A 16,273-nucleotide genomic window follows, 5' to 3' on the forward strand; every position below is an offset into this window, starting at 1 on the left:
ACCCCCTCGTCCGGAACCCTGCCAGCATCGATGACGACCTGCGACGAAGCGCGCCGACGCGCTGGGTCGCGTCGCCGCTCCCGGGCCAACCCCGCCTGGCACTCGCTCTCGGGGCGCCACGTCCACCTCTCGGAGGGCAACGAGCTGGCCCGCCGCTACCTGTCCGACGTCTCCGTCTTCGCGGCCGTGCGGTCGTGTCACGAGCCGGGCGTGCTCGATGCGGTCGTGGACCTCGTCGGACCCGGCGCGGTGTTCCCGTACTCGGGTTCCTTCCCCGACCTGCCCTCCGGCTGGGCGGTCGACTGGCAGGGCGAGGGCGTCCAGCTCGTCGAGACCCCCGTTCTCGAGACCCGGCCCGACGACGACGCCGTGCTGCTCGGTGCCGACGACGTGACCCAGTCACGGAGGTGGACGATCCTCGAGTGCTCACGGCACGGCGGACGGCTCCAGACCCTGCGGCTTGTGCTCCGTGTACTGCACCCAGCCTTCGGGGAATGGTTTGGGCGGTGCCACCTCCACCCGCGGTGATCGCGTCGAGGTCCGCTTGGGCGTGTGCCTTCCGGCCCGCGTTGCTGCACCTCCGTGGCGTCTCGGCGGGGGTTCCGACGAGCCCGACCGTACAAAGACACCCCGAACCCCCTGCGAAAGTAGCGATCGAACGCTGGCACAGCGCCGAACACACCGAGGACGGTCTTCGTCACGAGGGTGTCCGTTGCCGAGCCGGGCAGAGCGGCCCTGACTCGTTCGCACAGAGCCAAGACGTCGTCGAGGCGGGACTCGTAGACGTCCACATCGAGCTCCCACGACGACCGCGGCTCCGACGCGATGCACTCGACGACGGGAACCAGACCCCAAAGACTTCGGTGGAAGAGCTCGCCGGAACCCCGAAGCATCCCCCAGCTGGCCAAGTAGAAGCCGAGGTGGAGGCACGAAGTCTCCAGCGCCGTCCCGGCGGCCAAACCCGCCGTATCGCCGACCTCGCGAGCGTGCTGGAAGTGGTTGTGGCAGTAGTCGAAGGACGCGTACCGCGCCGCTCGATCGCGCGTCGCCAGGTAGGACCAGAACAGGGACTGCAGGCTCTCCTCCGGCACGTTCACCGGTCGCGTGGACTCGCTCGTCGACGCATTCCCGGAGCCGCGACCAGCGGGGACTGCGGGTGCCGACGAGCCGTCCCGGAGCCGGTAGAGCCCGCGCGCGACGCGGATGAGCAGGACTCACTCCGCAAGGATCCGAATGGTGTCCTGACCCCGCTGTCGGAGACCCTCGGGAAGGAGCAACCAAGCATCCTGCTGCGGGTCCGCGAGCGCGTCTCGGAGTCGGAGCAGGCGCTTCCGATCGGACCCCTGGAGCCGTGCGAGCTCGCGAAGATGGTCGGTGATGAGTGCGGCCAGGAGCGCTGCGTCACGCAGGTGCCGCCCGCGATCACGGCTGTCCGCGGCGTGCGCGGCGGCCTTCAGAACAAGCGCTCCGAGCAGATCAGGCACGGCCAGCTCGACGTGCGTGTCACCGTCGATGACGGTGACACGTTGCGTCCGTGCGAGCGCCTGGGCGCCGCCCTCAGTCGCCAACACCGCACGACCCGCCAACTGCGGCCGCTTGTGCTTGGGCAGGTGGTCTGCGACGAGAAGATCCACGACGTCGGTACCGCGCCGGAGCCGGTGAGCGGAGGCGTCGTCCCAACCCGGTTCGACGACCTCGAAGCCCAGGTCGCGAAGACGGCTGGCGACGAACAGCACGGTGACACCCGTGCCCATGACGTCGACGAGCGCGTCCACGTCATCCGTAGTCCGCACCTCGTCGATGCCGGCGGCGCGTGCCTGAAGCTGCACCATGAGGCCACCGACGAGCACCCACGAGCCGACGGGCAACGCTGCGGAGACCTCGACGACAAGCGGCCAGGGCGGCCCCCAGCCCCCCGGTGGCGCGACGATCGTGAGATCACTCACCCGAGCATCTCCTGTAGGGCGCGCAGGCCCGCCGCCCGTTCGCGAGGTTCATACGACTCTGCGAGGTCGACGGCGACCACTGCACTCGGCATCGTCGTGTACCCGCCGCGCAAGACGCTGGACTGCGTCGTGACTCGGATCGTCGCGTTGCCCCTGGCGTCGTCGACAAGCCTGAACTGGGAACGGATCGCTGTCCACGCCGCCGAAGCGCAGTAGCCCTCGACCTTCGACGTCTCGCCCACGAGGCCGAACTGTCCGGCGGCACTTGTTCCCGACAGAACGAGACCAGTCCTGAGCTCGTCGAGGAAGGACTCGCTCGCGCGGCACCGCCAGACCTCAGCCCTGCGACGGCACGCATGCACAAGAGCCTCCGCGTCCATCGCCTTGAGGCGGCTCGACAGGCGCGTCCGCGTCCGAGCGTCGATCCGAGCGGCATCGAGCCCCGAGAGCATCCACAGGGCGCCCCAGGCGGACTCTGACGACCAAGGCCGTCCCTGTGACGGGCGCGATCGCGACAAGGCGTTGACGGCGAGCGCGTCGAGCACCCAGGCATCGCCGGCCGTCCGACGTGCGGGCAGCTCCCCGGAGCGGATCAGGCGCTGGACCTGCCGCTGCGACACGTGCAGCCGCTCGGCAGCGTCAGACGTCGTCATCTCGCTCATGCCATTAATAGTCGCCGATGCGACCCAATATCTCCAGTGCTCGCCGACCGTGCCCGGACAAGGCCGGAGACCTCGACAGTCGGCCGGCCCCGGACAGACGTGGGCGCGTCCATGGCGCGCCCACCGGCGTCTGAACGGGTCGAGTCGTCTACAGGCCGTGGCGCGTCCGGGCCTCCTGCTCCTGGGCCTTGAACAGCCCGAACCGCGGCAGGAACTTGTCCCAGTCGATGAGGTGCGAGTCGATCTCGGGCCCGTCGATGCACGCGTGCTTGCGGACGAGCTTGTCGTCGATCACCACGGGCACCATGCACGCCCCGCACATGCCCGTCGCGTCGACCATGATCGAGTTGAGCGACGCGACCGTGCGCACGCCGAACGGCTTGGTCAGGTCCGAGACGCCCCGCATCATCAGCGGCGGGCCGATGGTGACGACCTCGGCGATCTTCCGGCCGGCCTCGAGCATCTCCTGCAGGGGCTTCGTGACGAAGCCCTCGACGCCGTACGAACCGTCGTTCGTCGCGTAGACCACCTCGATGCGGTCACCGAACTCGGCCTGGAGGGCGGCCACCCGCTCGCCGTCGGCCGTCCAGAACATGAGGTCCTTGGTGCGGAACCCGGCGATGAGCGTGACGTGGTTCCCGAGCCGCAGGTGCTCGCGCATGATCGGGTACACCGGTGGCAGGCCCAGCCCGCCGGCGGTGAACACGACGGTCTCGTCGTCCGGGTAGCGGTGCAGCTCCGACGGCCGGCCGAGCGGGCCGGCGATGCCCGCGAGGACGTCGCCGGGCTCCATCGCGTTCATCTCGATCGAGCTGACGCCCATCGCCTGCACGACGAGGCAGACGGTGCCCGCCTCCGCGTCCCAGTCCGCCAGCGTGAGCGGGATGAGCTCGCCGCCCAGCCGTGGGAACACCCGAACGAACTGACCCGCCTGCGCCGACCTCGCGACGACCGGTGCCCGCACGACGAGCTCCTCGATGCCCGGCGAGAGGTTCCGCTTGGCGAGGATCACCGCGTCCGACGCCGCCATGTCGGTATAGGCGTGGGCGGCCTTGACCATGCGCTTGACGTCGGCGAACGGCACGTCGACGTCGCCGATGATCTCGCGTGCCGCCGCCTGGCCGTCGCCGGCCGCGTTGATCGCGGTGGACCCGCCGCGCGTCGCGTCGCCGCCCGAGTAGACGCCCTCGAGCGTCGTCTCCTGCGTCCCGGACGCGGCGAGGTTGATCGTCCCCCACTTGGAGACGTCGATGCGCGGTTCGGAGTCCTTGATGATCGGGTTCGACGAGTTGCCGAGCGCCATGATCACCAGGTCGGCCTCGACCTGCTCGGTCCTGCCGGTCGACAACGGACGACGACGGCCGGACGCGTCCGGCTCGCCGAGCTCCATGACGTCGAGCGTCGCCGCCTTCACGAACCCGGTGTTGCCGTCACCGAGGAACTCCGACGGCGACCGCAGCGGGAGCAGGCCGATGCCCTCCTCGAGCGCGTGCTCGAGCTCCTCGACGCGGGCCGGCATCTCGGCGCGGGTGCGCCGGTAGACGAGAGTCACGTGTCCGCCGAGGCGTCGCGACGTGCGCGCCGCGTCCATCGCGGTGTTGCCGCCGCCGATGACCAGCACGTTCTTGCCCTGCACGAACGGCAGCGGCGTCTCGGTGCTCTCCCAGTCGGCGTGCATGAGGTTGACGCGCGTGAGGAACTCGTTCGCGGACATGACGTTGAGCAGGTGCTCGCCGGGCACGTTCATGAACATCGGCAGGCCCGCGCCGGTGCCGACGAAGATCTTCCAGAAGCCCGCGTCGCGCAGGTCCTGCAGCGAGGCCGTCTTGCCCACGACGAAGTTCGTGACGAAGCGGCCGCCGAGGAGACGGATCTTGCGCACGACGTCGTCGATGAGCTGGTTCGGCAGGCGGAACTCGGGGATGCCGTAGCGCAGCACTCCGCCCAGCTCGTGGAACGCCTCGAACACGGTGACCGGGAAGCCCTCGGCCGCCAGGAGGTAGGCGTTGATGAGCCCGGACGGGCCGGACCCGACGATCGCCACCGGCGGCTTGGCCGCCATGGTCCACGGGTTCGGGAAGGAGGAGAACCGCGCCGCGTCGGCGCCCGGGTTGACGAGCTTGTCGCGCTCCGGCAGGAACCACTCGAGCTGGCCGATCTGCATCGACGTCTTGTGCAGGCAGGCCGCCTGGCACTGCAGCTCCTGCGGGCACACGCGGCCGGTGACGTTCGGGAGCGGGTTGCACGACTGCAGCAGCTCGAGCGCCTCCTGGAACCGACCGGTGCCGATGAGCTCCATCATCGTGGGGATGTGGATCTTGACCGGGCAGCCGTACTTCGGCGGCTTGTGCGCCTCGAGGAACACGCCGAGCTCGCAGGGCGCGTCGGAGCACTGCTTGTCGCGGATCGCCTCGAGCCAGACGAGCAGGTCGACCTCCCGCCGGGTGTAGCCGAGGTCCATGTAGCCGAGGAAGCCCTTGTTCACCAGGCCGAAGTCCTCGGCGCGGTCGTCGGCCTCGCGGACGTACGGCTGGATGGTGCTCTCGGCGGGCCAGCCGGTCGACAGGCCCTTGAGCATCGGGTAGCGCTCGGACAGGTGCGCGTCGACCGCCTTGATGAACAGGCGCTTCTTGCCGAGCGGCAGGTCCCAGACGAACCGCATGAGCAGCGTCGAGACGTCGTCGTCCCGCAGGAGCATGTCCCACAGGCGCACGACGAAGTCGCGGCCGAGCTCGGGCTGCCGGAACTCCCAGGCGACGGCCGCCATGCCGTCCGCGATGAACAGGTCGCGGAAGGCGCGCGGGTCGGCGACGAGCCGGCGCTGGAGCAGGTCGAGCTCGTTCCGGAAGGTGGCGACCCCGGGGGTCGCGTCGAGAGCCTCGACCTCGTCGCGCGTCGCGTCGAGCGCGGTGCGCGCCCCGACCCAGCGCAGGACGTCGTCCTGGCCGGCCGGCCGCGGCGGGGTGTCGGTGGCGCTCATCAGTGGATGATCTCCGCGTCGCAGGTGGCCTTCACTCGGGCGATCCGCTTGGCCAGCTCTGGGGTGACCTCGAGGCCGTCGAGCGCACTCACCTTCAGTCGTCCGACGACGCGCGCTTCTCCGTCGATGACGACCGTGGCCTTCTCGAACAGCGCCGGGAGCTCCTGGTAGCAGGTGCCGCAGTCGTTGCACAGGTGCTCGTCTGCCGGGTCCAGCCAGACCGGCCGGTCCGCCAACGCCGTCGCCGCGCCCGCAGCGGGCGCCGCGGCCGGAGCAGCGGCAGCGCCGCCGCCGAACGAGAACGCCGGCAGGCTCGCCGGGGCCGCCGAGGACGAGGCGAGCTCGGCCATCGCCGCGGCGATCTCGTCGAGCGAGGCCTCCCGGGCCGTGGACGCCGTCTGGTACTTGGCCGTGAGGTCGGCGAGCTCGGCCCTGTGCTCCGCGGACAGCCGCGCCTCGCCGAACCCGGCGAGGTACTGCAGCGTCTGCCAGTGGTGCTTGCGGTCCTCGACGAGCGCCACGATGCCCGATGCGCAGGCGACCTTGATCAGGTGCTTGTCCGCGTCCGTCGCGTGGACGAACGGCACCTTGCCGGCCCGCTCGTCGGCCGGCAGCTCGACGAACTCGGCGATCGGGACCAGGTGGGCGTCGTCGGCGTCCGTGAGCCTCGTGAACTGCTTGGCGAAGCGCACCTCGCCGAGCGCGAACTCGGCCGGCGTCAGCGGCCCCTGCAGGAGCTGCAGGTTCCCGCTCTCGTCGACGTACTCGAGGGTCGAGGTGCTCCACAGCGCGTCCACGTCCGGGTTGCCGTCGAGGTTGAACCGCTCGGGCAGCGTGCCGCCCTTGCGCGGGTCGTGCACGAACAGCGGGCTGACCCGGCTCTCGACAGCGAGCCGCGAGCGGCGGTTCGACAGGTCCTCGGCGATCCCGTTCTCCGTGCCGCACGGGGCGTAGATCTCCATGATCGCCGCACCCTCGTCGAACTCGAGCATGTTCATCGCCGCGGCGAGGAAGTGCCCGTGCAGCGCCGTGGCGGTGGTGGCGACGAAGACGTTCGGGTGGAACGCCGCGATGACACCGATCTCCTTGCGCACCTCGCGCTTGCCCGCGTGGGCCTTGCCGTAGCGGGCGAGGTCGGCGTCCTGGCCGGTGAGCGAGGCCGTCGAGGCCTGGCCGCCGGTGTTGGAGTAGCCGCCGGTGTCCAGCACGAGCGCCTTGATCGGCGTGCCGCTGGTCAGCACGCGCGACATGGCGCCGAAGCCGATGTCGTAGGACGCGCCGTCGCCACCGATCGTCAGGACGTTCGGCAGGAGCGTGCGCTCCTGCGTCGTGAGCTCGTGCCACGTCAGCGTCGCGCCGGCCTTGCCGTGCACCGCCGGGTCGTAGGCGTCGGCCAGCTCGAGCGCCGCGTCGCGCAGCGCCCGGACCTCCGGGACGAGCTGCGAGGCGAGGCCCTCGTAGATGCCGACGGCCAGCGGCTGCGCGTCCTGGAACAGGCTGTTGACCCACGGGTCGAGGTACGGCTGGAACGGCATCGTCGAGGCGTAGACCGACGAGCAGCCGGTCGAGTTCGCGATCACCGTCGGCGCCGGCCCGCTGCCGGTGGGGCCGCCCTCGTACAGGTACAGCGCCTTGTCGAGCGCGCCGACGAGCGAGCCGAGGTGGTCGCGGCGGTCGGCGTCCTCAACCGTGGCGAGCTTGGCGGTGAGCTGCTCGATCGTGTCCTCGAGCTCCGCGACGTGCGCCCGCTTGCGCTCCTCGCCGAGGGCCCTGGACAGCGCGGTCATCAGGCGGATCGCGGTGACCTCGCCGCAGCCGCGGCAGCCGCCGTGGCCGCCGACCATCGCGTAGTAGTTCGCGTGGTCGAGCACCATCCGCTTGATGTCGCCGTCCGGCGTCGCGGCGTCCGCGACGAACCGCTTCGGCGTGTTGGGCAGCGCGGCCATGGTCTCGAACCGCTGCTCGAGCAGGTCGACCAGACTGGCGTCCTGCTCCGCGGCGACCAGCGCGTGCGGGCCGCAGACGTCCACGCACTGCAGGCAGCCCGTGCACTTCCACGGGTCGACGACGGCCGAGAACAGCGCACCCGTGCCCGGCGTCTCCTTCTCCATCGAGTCGAAGAACGGACGCGTCCGGGCGACCGGGAAGGCCGCGAGCGCCGCGACGACCGCGTCGGCGTGCCGGGCGAGCGCCCGCTGACCGGTGTCCGGGACGGTCTTGGCGGCGACCGCCGCGAGCGACGTCGCGCCGCCGTCCGCCCGGAACCCCGCGCGGATCTGCTCCGCCCAGACGTAGGCCACCGCGCGCAGCGCCTCGCGCTGCGGCTCGGGCGCGTCCACCTGGTCGATGGCCGACAGCACGAGGTCGTGGATCTCGTGCAGCGTGTTCGGGATCGCCGCGTCGGGGCAGGCGATGCCGCACTCGAGGCAGCCGGTGCAGGCGGTCGGGTCGAACACCGGCACCGTGCGCCGGAAGATGCCCTTGTCCTTGTTGAGGCCCGTGCCGACCGGCATGAACAGGCCGGCGCCCGGCAGGACCGGAGACTCGCCCACGGTGCCCTCGCGGAACGGGCGGGCGGCGAGGTCCTCGTAGTACGCCGGGTCGAAGAGCGCGGTGGCGCGCGGCTCCGCCGCGACGGGGCACATCGACGCCGACAGGGCCACGGACCGGGTCCGCACGGCGGCCGGCTCGGCGTCGACCGCGACGAGCTCGTCGGTCTCGTAGTCGATCGGGCTGATCGCCGCGATCGCGTCGGTGATCACCGCCATGTTGGAGCTGACGATCCGGTCGCCCTTGCGGCCGAACTTCTTGGTCAGCTCGTGGCGCACCTTCTCGAGGATCTCGTCGCGCGTGGCGCCCTGGGAGATCCGGTCGACCCAGCCGACGACGGCGCCGATGAATGCGATGCCCATCATGCGGGTCTCGAGCTCCGGCGTCGGGGCGTGCTTCTTGGCGACGCTGAAGGCGTCCATCACGAGGAGCGTGATCTTCTTCTCGCGGATCGTCCGCCGCGCGTGCGCCGGCAGGCTGCGCCACACGTCGACCGGTGCCAGGTCGGACTGCATGATGAACGTCCCGCCGACCACCAGGCCCTTCAGCGGGTTGGTGTGGATGAACGCCTTGTGGTCCGGGGAGACGACGACCTCGACGTCCTCGAGCTCGGCGTTCGTGAGCAGCACCGGCTCCGGCGACAGGGTGATGTAGAAGTTCGTCGCCGCGCCGCTCTTCTCCGAGCCGTACTTGGGCGCCGACTTGGAGTACATGCCGAGCACGCCGGCGAGGATGTCGGTCAGGAGCTTGCCGGTGGCGATGGTCCCGTAGCCGCCGACCGAGTGGAACCGGATGCGCAGCGCCTCGTCGGGCAGCACCTGCGGGTTCGGCTCCGTGACCAGCGCCATCAGCTCGGTCTCCGGGTACGCGGCGCGCAGCCGGTCCTGGATCCCGGCGAGCTCGCCGGACGGGGCGTCGCTGAAGAACTGCGAGCCGATGTAGACCAGCGGCGAGCCGGTCGGTGACACCATGTTCCGGAACGCGGCGACCATGTGCCGCGGCTGCACGTCGTGCCCGCCGAGGCCGAAGATCGCCGTCGTCAGGCGCGGGCTCGCGGTCAGCGCCGGGACGCCGGGGAACTCGTCGGGGTGGGACGCGTTCGACCGCGCGTGGAACAGCGCCTGCGTCACCAGGCGGGTCAGCGCGTTGTCGTCGGACCGTTCGAGGACCGTGACGGCCTTGGCGCTCGCCAGCGCCGCGACCAGCTCGGCCTCGGGGAACGGCTGCAGCATCTTGACCGAGACGACGCCGACCTTGAGCCCCTGCGACCGCAGGTAGGGCAGCACGGCGCGGACGTCGTCGGTGATCGAGCCGAGGCCGACCATGACGTAGTCGGCGTCCTCGCAGTCGTACGCCATGACCGGGGAGTACTCGCGGCCGGTCAGCTCGGCGTACTCGGCCATCGCCTGGCGGGCCAGCGACGGCACCGCGGAGACGAAGTGCGTGCGGTGGTCCACCGCGCCGGCCTGGAAGTCGGGCTGGTTCTGCACCGGACCAGTGAGGCCCGGGTTGTGCGGGTCGACGAGCGCCGGCACCAGCTGCCGCGTGCCCTTGGACCACGCGTTCACCCACGCGCGACGCCACTGCGCCTGCAGGTCGTCGGGCACCCAGACCGCCGTCTCGCCGACGAGGTCGCCGGCGTCGTCGGCCTCGATCTTGTCCGCGATCACCGCGAGGTGGGCGCGCAGCGCCGCCAGGTCGTCGGGCGCGAAGTCCACCGCGTGCCGATCGAGGTACTGGCCCAGCTGGAAGACGCGTCCCTTGGCGCCGAACAGGATCTCCTGCGCCACGGTCGGCGAGGGGATCCGCCCGGCCGGGTCGCCCAGGTACTCCCCGAGGAGCTCCGGCTCCGGCAGCAGCACCTCGCTCATGACGTGGCTCGTCGCGAAGCCGTCGAACGTGTTCGCGACGGGGATCAGCGACAGCGACGACGTCCGGTACGCGATCGCCGCCAGGTCGGCGGCCTCCTGCGGGTTGGACCCGAACAGGATGGTGTAACCCGCCGGGAGCAGCGCGTAGATGTCGTCGTGCCCGGCCATCACGTTGAGCGAGTGCTTGCTCACCACGCGGGCGGCGACCTGCAGCACGAAGCCGCCGATCTTCTTGCCCACGGTGACGTAGTGCGACTCGAGCGCGTACAGGATCCCCTGGCTCGACGAGGCGTTGGAGATGAAGTTCGCGCCGGTGAGCGCCGCACCCAGCGCGCCGCTCTGCGCCGAGTGCTCACCCTCGGCCTCGACGAAGAACGGGTGCTTGCCCCAGACGTTGAGCTGGCCCTCGGCCCGGGCCGCCTCGAACGTCTCGGAGATCTCGGTCGAGGGGGTGATCGGGTAGCCGATGACACCGCCGCACACGTGCTTCATCACGTGGGCCACGGCACCGTTCCCGTTGATGACGTCCGGAAGGCCCGGGTACTTCGGCTGATCAGCAGTCACTGTGCGCGTCCAGAGGGCGAGTCGTGGACTGGACCGTGCGGACGGCTCCGGGACGGCCACGACTTGCGGCTCCGACGACGTCGTCGCAGGTCGGACGGCTGGCGAGGGGCTTCGTTGCATTCCTCACAGGCCCAATAGGGTCACTCGCAGAGTAAGTTCGCCCAAGGGCCAGATGAGGGGACTGAAGTCCCTCCGAGCCCGCCGCGGCCCCCGCCGGCCGCTCAGACCATGCCGCGGGACGTCACCGCGACGTCCGCGAGTGCGCCTCGAAGATCGCCGCCACCGCGTCCGCGGCCACCGTGTCCTCGTGGTAGGTGGTGCACCGCTTCTCGGGCCAGGCCACGTTCCCGGGTCCGTACACGACCGGGTTCGTGAGGGTGTACTCCAGGCAGTCCAGCACCGCGGTCACGAGAACCGGATCCAGACAGCACCCCGGTCCCTCGACGAGCCCGACGACCGTGCGCGCGAAGTGCTCCCGGTCGAACGACGAGCCCCACTCGTCGCGAGTCCAGAAGGACCGGTCCAGCTCGTCGCACACGTTGGCGAGCACCACGTCGAACGGCGTGCCGAACCGGCACAGCGCCGCCGCCCGCCGGGCAGCGGCCGCCTCGAGGCGGATCTGCCAGCGCAGGCACTGCTCCTCCGCCGGGCTGAGCGCTGCGGGGAGGTGGGTGTGTGGCGGGCCGGCGTCTGGCGTCGGCCGACAACGCTCCGGCCCTGCCCCGTCCATGCTGTCGACCTCCACGCCGTCGCCGGCCGAGATACTGACGCGCACACCGTCATTGGTACGTCCGAGCGTAGCCACTGGTTCGACCGCGTGGTGTCGATTCAGGGCGCGAACTCATGCAGAGCGGACACGCCGCCGCGCTCGGGCTCGAGCCGGCTGGCGCGCCTCGGACGGTCGCGCCAGCATCACCAAGGTCTACGCACGCGGTGGCATTGCGCGCGGCCTCAGTCGCGGTCGGGCGCCGCGACGAGCTCGCTCGCAGACGAGGTCACACCCGACCACCGGCCCATCAGGCTCCGTCCAACTCTCGGCGTCCTGGCGCGAGGCGAACCGGCGACCGTGAGCCAGCAGGACGCGGAGGTTGATCTGCTCGCGCAGGTCCACACACGCGACCGTCTCGGGCATGGCAGCCTCCCCGGATCACGAACGCCAGCAACGCTCGTTGGGATGACAAAGGCCGCGGCACTGGGTTCGCGGGTGGTGGAATCGGCGCGTGCGCGCCACCTGGGATGCAACGCTCGATCGGTGTCGCGCAGAACCGTGAACCCGGTCAGACGCAAGACGTGATGACCCTGTGAGACTGGATCAGGGTCTCGTCGGCGAGCGATCCCGAGTGCATGAGTTCGGTGCCAGAGGCCGACAGCAGCGACTGGAAGTCGATCGCGAGAACGGCGAACTGGGCGGCGGCCACCTCGACAAACTCGTGGTAGCGGACACGCTCGACCTCGCCGAGCGTGTCCCAGTCGAGCGATCCTGCCCCAACCTGGGCTTGCCACCTGCCGAGAGCGTGCCCGGCGTGCACGGCGATGTAGTCGAGCACTGAAGTTGCGCGGGGCATGAGGCTAGAAAGCGCCTCGACTCGAGGCCGAGTGGCGGCTAGCTCTGCTTCTACCTGGTCCAGTCTCACCGCCAGTTCCCGCAGCTGGCTGCGATTGCGCTGCTGCACGAACAGGATCAGACCGCTGGCGGCGCCGATGGCGAACGGTGCCACGAGCCCAGCAAGGATCGCGGCACCACCGGCCGTGGGAGCTCGGCGAGTGGACAGTGCCGCAACTCGTGACGCGGCAAGGACACCGCCGGCCGCCGCTGCTGCCGTCAGACCGTCGGTCGTCGTCCCAGTGAAGGTCCCGCCCGCTACCGCTGCCGTGAACGCTGAGAAGACATCGGGGGTCGTGGCTTCCCGCGGAGCTCCTAGACCGGGAATCGTGGCAAGCGCCTGGGCAACGCCGAACTTGGTGAACCGAAGGCTGTATGTGGCTTCTGCCTCGGTGGCGTTCGTATCGGGGATGGGGTCGCCCAGGAGTTGGCCCGGGTCCGGGCGTGGGGCTCCGCTCAGGCGAGTAGCGGTGTCGACGAGCCTGAGAAGAAACTCGTCCCTCGCTCGGTCATGGGCGTCGTTGAACTCCTGTCCCAGGTGTTCGACGAGGTCGGCGCGGCGGTGCAACTCGCTCTGGATTCGAGTCCCGCGCTCCCTGAGGTTCGCGGCGTTGGGCTGCGCGCCGTCCTCATGGGTCGACGTCGCCGCCGCCGCGAGAGCAATCAACTCTTCCGGGCTGAGCGCTAGCGCCTCGGCAACACCCGAGAACCGCTCCGCGCTTGGCTCGAGTTGCCCGCTCTCCAGGCGCGAGATCGAGACGCCGGCCCCCCTTCCATAACCCGAAGCCCGTCCAAGCTCCTCCTGGGTGAGGTTCGACCGGCGCCGAGCGTCGCGGACGACGAGTCCTAGTGCCTCAAGTGAGTAGCTCGCCATGGCGCAACTGTAGCTCAGCTAGCCTTGACCCATCGCGTCTTAGTCACTAAGTTGCTCGCAAGGCGACTAACCTAGCCCGCTGCCGAACAAGGAGGTTCGTCGTGTCCATGTCCATCCCCCTACCCCGGCTCTTGCTGGAGATTCCCGACGCACATGCTGCAGACTTCGCCTCCGGCAAGGTTCTGCTGATGGGTGGCGCGCTGACGACGCGGCTGGTTGATGCCCACACCAAGCAGGTTGTCAGTGGCGCGCGGATCGTTCCGACGTCCGGCGTGCACATCGAGAGCGTTCCCGCGCGTGAAGCGGGGGCGGCTCAAGCGGTAGCCCGCGCAGCGCAGGGGCACCCCCTCGTCACTGCAGGAGTTGTTGTGCTCGTCCTCGCCTCCGGCATGACCTGGTACGTGCTTCACCGGCGCGGAAGGGCCGCTCAGCGCGCTGAGGCTGAGTTGTCGCTAGGTGCGGAGATGGCTCTCGCCGACGCCAACCTAGTGGTCGACGCCGAGCTCGGACGCCTGCGCAGTGCGGCATCACACACTCGGCGCGAGGGTGCACCCAACCGCGCCAGGTAGTCGGACACGGTGTTGCGCATCAATCTCGGTTCGTTCATTATGGAGCAGTGTTCAATCAGACTGAACAGGTGGCTCAGATGAACGCTCTCGTTCTCGACGTCACCACCGCCCTCAGGCACGCCGGCATCGCCGGCGTCACCCGCGAGCCGACAGTCGCCGAGTCGTATGTGCCGGAGCTCCGCGTCCGGATCGATGCCGGCTCGGGACGACACGCCACATATCCAGCGGTCGTGAGGCTCGGGCGCCTCGACACGCGGCTCGCGACTGCCCTAGATCTGCCCACGGTCCGTCCGCTGCTGCTGCTCGCACCCCACATCAGCGACGCCGTAGGTGAGGTGCTGCGCGCCAGGGGCGTGGACTACGCCGATGCCGCGGGCAACACCCGACTCGCCTGGGACGGACTACTGATCGACGTGCGGGGACGCCCGCCACGGACGTCCGTGCCCCCTCGCATCGCCGATCGCACCGCCGCCCGCGCGTTCAGCCGTGCTGGCTCGATGGTGACCTTCGCGCTGCTCAGCTGGACGGATCTGCCAAGCCGACCCGTGCGGGAGATCGCCGCGACGTGCGGCGTCGCCGTGGGCACGGTGCACGGCGTGCTTCACGACCTTGCGGCGGCCGGCTACCTCAGTGACGGCGCGCAAGGGCGGGCCTTGAACCGAGGTGGCGAGCTGCTTGGCCGGTGGGCGGAGGCCTACACCGTCACGCTGGCACGGCGGCTGGCGATCGCGTCATTTGGGATCGCTGACCTGGACCGGATACCCGCTCTTGAGGCCGACCTGCTGGGCGTGGGGGCACAGCTCGGAGGCGAGCTGGCCGCGAGCAGGCTCGACGCCCACCTGCACCCGTCGACGTCCACGTTCTACGTCGACGAGCTGCCGAGCACGCTCGTCGCGAGATACCGCTTGCGTCCGGACGAGGCGGGTGTGGTTCGCTTCCGCTCACGCTTCTGGCACAGACCCGACGACACCGGCGAGCGCGTCCCGTCGCCGCTGATCTACGCGGACCTCGTCTCGTCGGGCGACCCCCGTCAGCGCGAGCACGCAGAGAGGATCCGGGCAGTTGACGATCGACTTGTCGAGCTCGACCGAACCTAGGATCGCCGTCGCCAGCCACGTCATCGCGGAGGTCCAGGCGGCGATCGCCAGCCCCGGGACAGCACTCATGGTCATCGGGGCGACCGCTCGCGACATCCTCTCGGTCGGCGTCACGGGCGAGCCCCCGAGCCGGGCCACCGCTGACGTCGACATCGCGATCGCAGTCCCGTCCTGGGCGGCGTACGCTCCCTGGCGGCGCGTCTCGACCGGGTCGGACGCCGTGAGCACACCTATCGCGTCGCGGGCTTCCCCGTAGACGTCGTTCCATTCGGAGCGATCGAGACGCCGGCGCGGACGATCGACTGGCGCGACGGCGGGAGCATGAGCGCGTTCGGGCTGCGGGAGTCGTACGACGCGGGTGTCGAGGTGGCGCTCCCCGGCGGCGTTCGCGTGCGCGTGCCTTCGGTCGCGGGTCTCACGCTGCTCAAGCTCATGGCATGGTCTGACCGGCGCCTGGAGACGAGTCGTGATGCCGTCGACCTCCAGACGATCATCGGGTGGTACGGGCGCGGCACCTTGCTCGACGAGCTGTACGAAACCGACATCGCGTTGCTCGAGGCCTACGACTTCGACCCCGATCTCGCCTCGGCCCATCGGCTCGGCCGCGACGTCACGGGCGTCCTCGGCACAGGGACGACCCGGCTGACATCGGTGCTGCACGACGACAACCTGTCCCGGCTGGTCGCCGACATGCCCACGACGGTCGCCGATACCGCCGGAGTCCTGCACGCGTTTCGCGCCGGGCTGGACGACAGCGCCGACCGCCGTCATTGACGACTCGCCCCTTACGCGTGGGTGCGAGTTCGAGGTTCTGGTCGCCAATCGGAGCCAGAACCTCGAACTCACGGGGAGGCTCGACGACCTGCTCGTCGGGCTACGTCCTCGCGCGAGGCGAAGCGGCGGTCCACCAGGCGGCCGTTGGCCGGCAGCACGGAGAACTCGATCTGCTCACGCGGGCCACCCAGCCACCGTCTCTTCGCACCCGCGGATGAGCGCGACCGCCTGACCTGCACGTCTGCTGAGGCGGATCGGCGCCCGGCGACGTCACAACGCGGCGAGTGGGAACGCCCGGTCCTCGAGCCACGACGCGATCTTGACCAGCTCCGGATGCACGTCCCCCGCCAACTCGCGGATGAAGTCGTCCCCTTCTTCAGGGCCGATGACGAGATCGAGCCCGTTGATCCGGTAGAGCAGCATCACCAGCACGACCGGCAGTCGCTTGTTGCCATCGACGAGCGGGTGCGAGCGGTTGACCGCATCCAGCAGAGCAGCGCCCTTCGCGTGGACTCCCACGTAAGCCTCCTCGCCCCACACCACCTGCGCGGGGCCGTCGATCGCAGAGGCCAGTGCGCCGACGTCGCGGATGTGCAGTCCGCGCTTCTCGCAGACGTCGAGCGCGTCGGCGAGCTCGGGGTGGACGACGGGCGTGGCGGTCATCGAGAGAGCCGCTCCAACAGTCCACGGTTGCCCTCGATGAGCTCGCCAATGACGGCCCGGCGCTCGGTTCGACGCGTCACGGCGGCCGCGCGGTACCGGATCGCCCGAACGGTCACATCA

At 70.1% G+C, this 16,273-nt stretch carries 11 protein-coding genes; 4 read left to right on the forward strand and 7 right to left on the reverse strand.

All coding sequences use genetic code 11. The features are described from left to right. The first annotated feature begins 30 nt into the window (after nucleotides 1–30). The gene (locus tag CCO02nite_RS07590; protein WP_146842515.1) at nucleotides 31–528 is read left to right on the forward strand and encodes a hypothetical protein; all 498 of its coding nucleotides are present in this window, start codon (nucleotides 31–33) and stop codon (nucleotides 526–528) included. A gap of 686 nt (nucleotides 529–1,214) precedes the next feature. On the opposite strand, the gene CCO02nite_RS07595 is transcribed toward CCO02nite_RS07590, so the two are convergent. The 6 genes from CCO02nite_RS07595 to CCO02nite_RS07625 all read right to left on the reverse strand — a co-directional run bounded on the left by CCO02nite_RS07595 (nucleotide 1,215) and on the right by CCO02nite_RS07625 (nucleotide 13,050). Continuing rightward, nucleotides 1,215–1,850 carry a hypothetical protein gene (locus tag CCO02nite_RS07595; protein WP_146842516.1) on the reverse strand — a complete coding sequence of 212 codons (636 nt, stop codon included), beginning with the start codon at nucleotides 1,848–1,850 and terminating at the stop codon, nucleotides 1,215–1,217. Nucleotides 1,851–1,942: 92 nt separating this feature from the next. Continuing rightward, nucleotides 1,943–2,608 (reverse strand): helix-turn-helix domain-containing protein, encoded by a 666-nt coding sequence (locus CCO02nite_RS07600; protein ID WP_146842517.1) that lies wholly within the window; start codon nucleotides 2,606–2,608, stop codon nucleotides 1,943–1,945. Nucleotides 2,609–2,756: 148 nt separating this feature from the next. Beyond that, the gene (locus CCO02nite_RS07605) at nucleotides 2,757–5,588 is read right to left on the reverse strand and encodes a sulfide/dihydroorotate dehydrogenase-like FAD/NAD-binding protein (RefSeq protein WP_146842518.1); all 2,832 of its coding nucleotides are present in this window, start codon (nucleotides 5,586–5,588) and stop codon (nucleotides 2,757–2,759) included. Continuing rightward, on the reverse strand, nucleotides 5,588–10,573 hold the full coding sequence (locus CCO02nite_RS07610) for a 2-oxoacid:acceptor oxidoreductase family protein (protein ID WP_222593165.1): 4,986 nt from the start codon (nucleotides 10,571–10,573) through the stop codon (nucleotides 5,588–5,590). Before CCO02nite_RS07610 ends, CCO02nite_RS07605 begins: the two co-directional genes overlap by 1 nt. Before the next feature lie 241 nt (nucleotides 10,574–10,814). Then, nucleotides 10,815–11,303: a hypothetical protein gene (locus CCO02nite_RS07615; protein WP_146842520.1), complete on the reverse strand. Its 489-nt coding sequence runs from the start codon at nucleotides 11,301–11,303 to the stop codon at nucleotides 10,815–10,817. A gap of 547 nt (nucleotides 11,304–11,850) precedes the next feature. Continuing rightward, entirely contained in the window at nucleotides 11,851–13,050 is a 1,200-nt protein-coding gene (locus CCO02nite_RS07625; protein ID WP_146842522.1) for a helix-turn-helix domain-containing protein, read from the reverse strand. Between the two features lie 101 nt (nucleotides 13,051–13,151). Between CCO02nite_RS07625 and CCO02nite_RS07630 the strand changes: the two genes are divergently transcribed. The 3 genes from CCO02nite_RS07630 (at nucleotide 13,152) to CCO02nite_RS07640 (ending at nucleotide 15,490) form a co-directional block, all read left to right on the forward strand. Next, nucleotides 13,152–13,619, forward strand: a complete 468-nt coding sequence (locus CCO02nite_RS07630) for a hypothetical protein (protein ID WP_146842523.1) — start codon at nucleotides 13,152–13,154, stop codon at nucleotides 13,617–13,619. Between the two features lie 230 nt (nucleotides 13,620–13,849). Continuing rightward, on the forward strand, nucleotides 13,850–14,716 hold the full coding sequence (locus tag CCO02nite_RS07635) for a type IV toxin-antitoxin system AbiEi family antitoxin (protein WP_186812615.1): 867 nt from the start codon (nucleotides 13,850–13,852) through the stop codon (nucleotides 14,714–14,716). Between the two features lie 321 nt (nucleotides 14,717–15,037). Further along, nucleotides 15,038–15,490 carry a hypothetical protein gene (locus CCO02nite_RS07640; protein WP_146842525.1) on the forward strand — a complete coding sequence of 151 codons (453 nt, stop codon included), beginning with the start codon at nucleotides 15,038–15,040 and terminating at the stop codon, nucleotides 15,488–15,490. Between the two features lie 270 nt (nucleotides 15,491–15,760). Here the strand turns inward: CCO02nite_RS07640 and CCO02nite_RS07645 are convergent, their stop codons facing one another. After that, nucleotides 15,761–16,153, reverse strand: coding sequence for a type II toxin-antitoxin system death-on-curing family toxin (locus CCO02nite_RS07645; RefSeq protein WP_146842526.1), 393 nt, complete (start codon nucleotides 16,151–16,153; stop codon nucleotides 15,761–15,763). Nucleotides 16,154–16,273 lie beyond the last annotated feature (120 nt).

This window comes from Cellulomonas composti, from assembly GCF_007990245.1.
Taxonomy (GTDB): Bacteria; Actinomycetota; Actinomycetes; order Actinomycetales; family Cellulomonadaceae; genus Cellulomonas; species Cellulomonas composti.